This is a genomic window from Pseudomonas palmensis, from assembly GCF_017848315.1.
Taxonomy (GTDB): domain Bacteria; phylum Pseudomonadota; class Gammaproteobacteria; order Pseudomonadales; family Pseudomonadaceae; genus Aquipseudomonas; species Aquipseudomonas palmensis.
The window spans coordinates 33,941-40,232 of record NZ_JAFKEC010000055.1; the positions used below are offsets into that span (position 1 = coordinate 33,941).

Sequence of the window (6,292 nt, forward strand, 5' to 3'; positions counted from 1 at the left end):
GAGCCGGCCAACGTTGCACCTTTTACTGCCGTAGAGCAGGACGACCGTACCCGCGGTCGCCTAACAAAACCCCGCCGGCGCGCACGAGCGTGCCGGCCTAGTCGAGGAAGTGAGCCATGACCCGATCCTTGCGTTGCAGCGTTCCGTTTGCCCTGGCCCTGTTGAGCAGTGCCGTGTTTGCCGCCCCGCAGAACCTGACCGTCATCTCGTTTGGCGGCGCCACCAAGCAGGCACAGGAAAAGGCCTACTTCCAGCCATTCAATGCCAGCGGTGCGGGCACCGTGGTGGCAGGCGAGTACAACGGCGAGCTGTCGAAAATCAAGGCCATGGTCGACGTCGGCCACACCAGCTGGGATGTGGTCGAGGTCGAAAGCCCCGAGCTGTTGCGCGGCTGTGATGAAGGCCTGTTCGAGAAACTCGACCCGCAACGTTTCGGTGACCAGGCCAATTTTGTGCCCGGCACCTTCACCGAGTGCGGCGTGGCCACCTATGTATGGTCGATGGTGATGGCCTACGACCATGCCAAGCTGGCCAAGGGGCCGACCTCATGGGCGGACTTCTGGAACGTGAAGGACTTCCCCGGCAAGCGCGGCCTGCGCAAGGGCGCCAAGTACACCCTGGAGATCGCCTTGCTCGCCGACGGCGTCAAGCCCGATGAGTTGTACAAGGTGCTCGGCACCCCTGAAGGGGTGAGCCGCGCGTTCGCCAAGCTGGACCAGATCAAGTCCAACATCCAGTGGTGGGAAGCCGGGGCGCAACCTGCGCAGTGGTTGATTGCCGGCGATGTGGTGATGAGCGCGGCGTACAACGGGCGCATCGCGGCTGCGCAGAAGGAGGGCATGAAGCTGAGCATCGTATGGCCGCAGAGCCTGTTCGACCCTGAATACTGGGCGGTGGTGAAGGGTACGCCGAACAAGAAACTGGCCGAGGATTTCATTGCGTTCGCCAGCCAGCCACAGGCGCAGAAGGTGTTCTCGGAAAACATTCCGTATGGCCCGGTAAACAAGCAGACCCTGGGTTTGCTGCCAGCCGAAGTACAGAAGCAGCTGCCCACTGCCGAAGCCAACCTGGCCCAGGCGCGAGCAGTGGATGCGGCGTTCTGGGTTGACCATGGCGAGGAGCTGGAACAACGCTTCAATGCCTGGGCGGCGCGCTGATTCGAGCCAATATCCCACCCAGGCCTTAGCCCCCGCTACTGATACTTCTGTCAGTAGCGGGCTGGTGTTGCTCACCGTTACTGTTTGCCTTGCCGTTGGGCAGACAGTGGGAGAGCGATATGAACACCTTGCGACATACGCTGGCCCGGCCTGTCCGTACCGAACAAGCCCCCCTGGAACATCGAGACGCGCCGCCCGTATGCGCGTCACCAGCCCGCAATGGCAGCCAACGGCAACCCCTGAAGTGTGATCGACATGGGCAATCCTGCCAAAGGAGCCGGTGATGCCCATCCATCTTGCCACCAGAGCTTGTTGTTTGCTGGCAGCAGTACTGCTGACTGGCTGCATCCATCCGAGCCAGCAGTCGACGCCTCATGCGCCAGGCACCCAGGCGTCGAGCAGCGAGCTTTCCTCCGTCGACGCTTCGCCTGGCGAAGCCGCTGCGCGCGCACGTTGCACGCGCTACTTCGAGTCGGGGCAGTGGAGCTACCGCTACGACCCAGGCATCCGCAAGAACGCCTGGACCCTGGAGCTCACGCCTACCTATTGCGGGCGACGCATCCACCAGGACGAAACCAACGCCGCCTACACGGAGCTGTACAAGCGCTACGGCAGTGACTGGCGCTGGCGCCTCGACAACGGGGGCGGCATGCGTCGTCAGTTGGTGTGCCACCTGGCCACCGCCCGCTACAAGAAAACCTGGAACCTGGAGCCTTTTCGACCCGATGTGTCTCATCGCGTATCGGTGGCTGCCGGTTGCAATCCGACGCCACGTTGACAGGCAGTTTCAGCACTGCAGCACAAGGAGTGGACCATGAACAGGTTAAAGGTGTTGATGTTTCTGGGGTGCGTCGCAGCCAGTGCGCCGGGGTTGGCACAGTGGGCGCCTGGCTCACCACGCAGCTCGCTGGAGGACGGCAACGCCACCGTAGCCGACCTCAGGTACAACTACAGCGCAGGCAACTCGCATTGCGGTGATTCAGGCAAACCGCCGTTTCTATGCAGCGGTGTCCTGATGCGCGTCACCCAGCGGCCGCAGAACCCCGGGGCATTTCGCATCTGGGACCCTAGCCCGACCTCGGGGAGAAGTGGCGGAACGTCGTTCTCCTACATACGTTACGACGCAAGGTTCAGGTCAGTGGCGTGGGGATTCAACGACGGTCTGATCATGTATCCCCAGGACCGCAGGCCAGCGGGCAAGGACCTGCTGATGGTGCAGTGCGCCTACAGCATGGATGGCTGGAACTGGTTCAGGAACACACCCTGCGGCACCATGGTCTACGAGGGAGTTGTTTACCCACACAGCCGGCCATGCCAGAGCCAGGGCGTCACCACGCCTCAACAATGGCTCGGGATCTGGTACCAGCCCGCCAAGTACCGCCCGCTGAATCAATGCGGCTTCGACATGCGCAGGGGCGTTGCCAACAGTGCCGGTTACTTCATGCTCATGCTGCAGATGAAAAACATACTGGCCGCAGAAGGGTTCAGCGAGCAGAACGAACTTGTTGTTACGACATGGCCGGCGGGTCGTGCCAGAACCCTGCCCATCCAGGCATTCTTCTATATGCCAGTGGGTGTGCCTGCCCACTGGCCGGCAGGGGTACCGAACGGGCTGGCCGCTGCCAGGCTCAACCAGAAGGAGTTTCGGGCCGACACCGGCATCATCGTGCCCATTGTGCGGCTGACGCCACCTGCCAACATCAATGATCACTTTCGCTTCGACTTTATCGTTGCCGATCAAGCCGAAACAGGTTCGACCGGGGTCGTGCCTCCGAAACCGGTGCCAGGCCGCTGCCCGCGCTACATAGACTCGGTGAAATGGGGCGCGATCAATGGCAACCAGTGGAGCCTGGAAATCAAGCCTTCCGCCTGTACCCGCACTATCGCCGCAGACCAGACCGACCTGGCGTTCCAGGAGCTGCTGAACAAGGCCGGCAGTGACCGGCAGTGGAGCAACACCAACAGCATGCGTCGCCAGTTCGTCTGCCTGCTGACCACGTACCGAACCAAAGCATCCTGGTTCATCGAGCCGCATCGCCCTTATGTGTCCCACGAGGCGGCGGTCAAGGCCAACTGCAACCCCTAGATTGCTGCAGGCCCGCACTTTATTGCGGCCGAGCACAGGTCGTGAGTTGTCGCTTTATTGATACCTGCTGAAACTATACAGCGTGCAGTGATCGGCCCGCTTTCACGCCAGCCACAGCCTGAACTGCTCCTTGCAGTAATCCACGAACAACTGCGCAGGCTTGGTCAGCTGCGCACGTTTGAGCCAGGCGGCCACCAGTGCCGAACCGGTCACGTCTTCGGCGATATCCACGCACACCAGTGGCTGGCCGTCATAGCTGATGGTGGAACGTGGCCGCGTCACCAGCAGTGCGAAACCGAAACCCTGGCCGACCATGCCGCGCACCATCTCGATAGAGGGCGAGCCGAACACGATGTTCGGGTTCAGGCCCAGTTCCTCGAAAATGCTCACGAAATAGGTACGGCTGGGTTGCACGTCCAGCAGTATCATCGGCTCAAGTACCAGGTCGCGCAGCGAGACCTGGGCTTGACCGGCGAAGCGATGGCCAGCAGGCAGCAGGGCGTAGGGCCTTTGCGGCGCGGTCAGCGGCTCGGTTTCGATGGTGCTGTCCAGGTCATGCTGGTAGAAGATCGCCAGGTCGAAGCGGCCGGCCGTCAGCCCTTGTACCAGCTCTTGCTGCTCGCCATCGCGCAGGCGAATTTCCACGCCCGGAAAGCGTTGGCGAAACCCGGCGATCAGCCGCGGCAGATAGAGTGGGGCGACGGTTTCGAAACAGCCGATGTCGATCTGCCCACTCACCACGTCGTTGTCCGCCAGGGCGTTCTGCTCGAACTCATGGGCCATGCGCAGCAGTTCCTGAGCCTTGCGGTAGAACCGCGCACCGCCCGGGGTCAGTGAAACCCCCTGGGCATGATGCCGAATCAGCAACTGTACGCCGAACCCGTCTTCGAGCCCCTTGATGGCCGTGGATATCGATGGCTGTGCGATGTACAGCTTGCGCGAGGCTTCGGCCACGCTGCCGCATTCGACCGTGGTGACGAAATATCTAAGCTGACGCAGGGTATAGGACGCCACGCAAACACCTCAGGTTGTAGTTTTTGCCTACCTTACCGCGTGCTGGCCTTGCGTGCCCCGCAGGTTGCAGCGGATTTTGCGGGGCACAGAGCATATTTTTCCTTCGCTGGCGGGTACGCGGCCCCTGACCATTGATCGGCTGGCTGGCACCTACCACGTCCAGGGGCCTCGAAAAACTGCAGGGCCCGCATTTGTCGGACCACGACCTGAGGTGACCGCCATGGCTATCGATCCACGCCCGCAGGATGACCCCCTGTGGAAGGACCCGCTCAACGACCCGCGACGCGAACACGACCCGGTGACTGACCCGAACGTGCGTGGCGACGACGATCGCCGCGAACACCCTAACAACGTCGAGGGCATTCCCGACACCAACCCGTCAGTGCCCGAACCTGACGAGCCGACGCCACTGTCGGATGAACGACGCTGAACCTGTACTGGAGGACGCCAAGCATGATTCATGACCCGCGCAACCGCGAGCCCGTTGCTGAAGACCAGCCACAACCGCTGCCGCAAACCTGGAAACGCCCGGACGATGGCAAGAGCCTGCCTGAACGCGATGTGGAGGTGCCGTTGCAGGATGCCGGACGCCCGGACGAAGGAGGGCAGGAGCAGAGCAATACACCCGAACCTCACAAGGAAAACCCCTACAGCCCTGACTTCAAGCCACAACGTGAGCGCAAGCCGCGCACTGATGCCGATATCGATACCGATGGTGGCTAGCACGCGATTTTGTGCTGCGATTATTTTAACGAACCGTTGAAAATTAAACTTTATGTTGATATTTTCTCGGTTCGTTTTTTCTTGTGGTGCGCTCGATGGCCCTCGATACAACCCCTGAACGCCAGCTGGTGCTGGGCGTACTGCACGCAACGGTGCAGATGCTTGGCACTGTGCTGGGACGCACCACCGAGGTGGTCCTGCACGACCTGACCCGGCCGGAACATTCGGTGATTGCCATTGCCAACGGGCATGTCAGTGGGCGTCAGATCGGCAGCCCGGTACTGGCCGGGCCTCGTGAAGACCAGGGGTTCAATGCGGTGCTGCAGGCCCTGCGCGACAAGGGCAGCCATACCCCGGTGGTGGTGGGCAACTACCCGAGCCTGGGCCGCGACGGCAAGACCCTGCGCAGTGCCACTGCGGTGTTCCGCGACGCCTTGGGCGAGCCCTATGCCAGCCTGTGCGTGAACACCGACTTCAGTGGCATCGCCGCCGCCCAGGCGTGCCTGGAACAGCTGCTGCCCGGCACCGGGGCAGCCCCCGGCGAGCCCACCGAGAACCAACCCGACCTCGAGCAGTTGATGGCGCAGATCATTGATGCGGCCCTGCACGACGCACGCAGCCAGGGCCGGCGTATCGCCAAGGCGCAGAAGCTCGAGGCGGTGCGCCAGATGCACGATGGCGGACTGTTCATCGTCAAGGGCGCCGTCGAGAAAGCTGCCGCCGCACTCGGGGTGACACGCTACACCATCTACAACTACCTCGATGAAATCCGCAACCGCTGAGCAAGCGTTGAAATTCAATCGATCGTCGAACTGGCCTGACCTGGAGCCTGGTATGTCCCTGCATCTCGAAACCCCTTTGGTACCTTCGCGCCCGCTCAGCCTGGCCAGCGGCCAGGACGTGTGGCTCAAGCTCGACGCCCTGCAGCCCTGTGGCTCGTTCAAGCTGCGTGGCGTGGGCCTGGCTTGCCAGGCCTATGCCAGGCAAGGCAAGCGCCGCTTCGTGTCCTCGTCGGGGGGCAACGCCGGTATTGCGGTGGCCTATGCGGGCCGCTGCCTGGGCTTGCCGGTGACCGTGGTGGTGCCGCAAACCACCACCGAACGCGCCAGGCAGCTGATTCGCCAGGAGGACGCCGAGGTCATCGTGCACGGCAGCGCCTGGCACGAGGCCAATGCCTATGCGCAATCGCTGCTCACCGACGACGCGGCCTTCATCCACCCCTTCGACGATCCGCTGCTATGGCAAGGCCATGCCAGCCTGATCGACGAGGTGGTCATCAGTGGGTTCAAGCCCGATGCGATCGTGCTCTCGG

8 protein-coding genes are annotated in these 6,292 nt (G+C 62.3%); 7 read left to right on the forward strand and 1 reads right to left on the reverse strand.

Annotated features, from left to right (window positions below; translation table 11 throughout):
* Positions 1–116: 116 nt before the first annotated feature.
* From JZZ72_RS22510 to JZZ72_RS28130, 3 genes are all read left to right on the forward strand, one after another.
* Positions 117–1,157 carry an ABC transporter substrate-binding protein gene (locus JZZ72_RS22510; protein WP_043862780.1) on the forward strand — a complete coding sequence of 347 codons (1,041 nt, stop codon included), beginning with the start codon at positions 117–119 and terminating at the stop codon, positions 1,155–1,157.
* 283 nt (positions 1,158–1,440) lie between these two features.
* Positions 1,441–1,935 carry a DUF2599 domain-containing protein gene (locus JZZ72_RS22515; protein WP_123752678.1) on the forward strand — a complete coding sequence of 165 codons (495 nt, stop codon included), beginning with the start codon at positions 1,441–1,443 and terminating at the stop codon, positions 1,933–1,935.
* Positions 1,936–2,295: 360 nt separating this feature from the next.
* Positions 2,296–3,243, forward strand: a complete 948-nt coding sequence (locus JZZ72_RS28130; RefSeq protein ID WP_054914514.1) for a DUF2599 domain-containing protein — start codon at positions 2,296–2,298, stop codon at positions 3,241–3,243.
* A gap of 102 nt (positions 3,244–3,345) precedes the next feature.
* Here the strand turns inward: JZZ72_RS28130 and JZZ72_RS22525 are convergent, their stop codons facing one another.
* On the reverse strand, positions 3,346–4,257 hold the full coding sequence (locus JZZ72_RS22525; RefSeq protein ID WP_043862783.1) for a LysR substrate-binding domain-containing protein: 912 nt from the start codon (positions 4,255–4,257) through the stop codon (positions 3,346–3,348).
* Positions 4,258–4,477: 220 nt separating this feature from the next.
* Between JZZ72_RS22525 and JZZ72_RS22530 the strand changes: the two genes are divergently transcribed.
* The 4 genes from JZZ72_RS22530 to JZZ72_RS22545 form a co-directional block, all read left to right on the forward strand.
* Positions 4,478–4,687, forward strand: a complete 210-nt coding sequence (locus JZZ72_RS22530; protein ID WP_210015177.1) for a hypothetical protein — start codon at positions 4,478–4,480, stop codon at positions 4,685–4,687.
* A gap of 23 nt (positions 4,688–4,710) precedes the next feature.
* On the forward strand, positions 4,711–4,980 hold the full coding sequence (locus JZZ72_RS22535; protein ID WP_043862785.1) for a hypothetical protein: 270 nt from the start codon (positions 4,711–4,713) through the stop codon (positions 4,978–4,980).
* 95 nt (positions 4,981–5,075) lie between these two features.
* Positions 5,076–5,762: a helix-turn-helix transcriptional regulator gene (locus JZZ72_RS22540; protein ID WP_054914513.1), complete on the forward strand. Its 687-nt coding sequence runs from the start codon at positions 5,076–5,078 to the stop codon at positions 5,760–5,762.
* A gap of 52 nt (positions 5,763–5,814) precedes the next feature.
* Positions 5,815–6,292, forward strand: a 478-nt coding sequence (locus JZZ72_RS22545) for a pyridoxal-phosphate dependent enzyme (RefSeq protein ID WP_210015178.1), incomplete at its 3' end; no start/stop codon positions are given.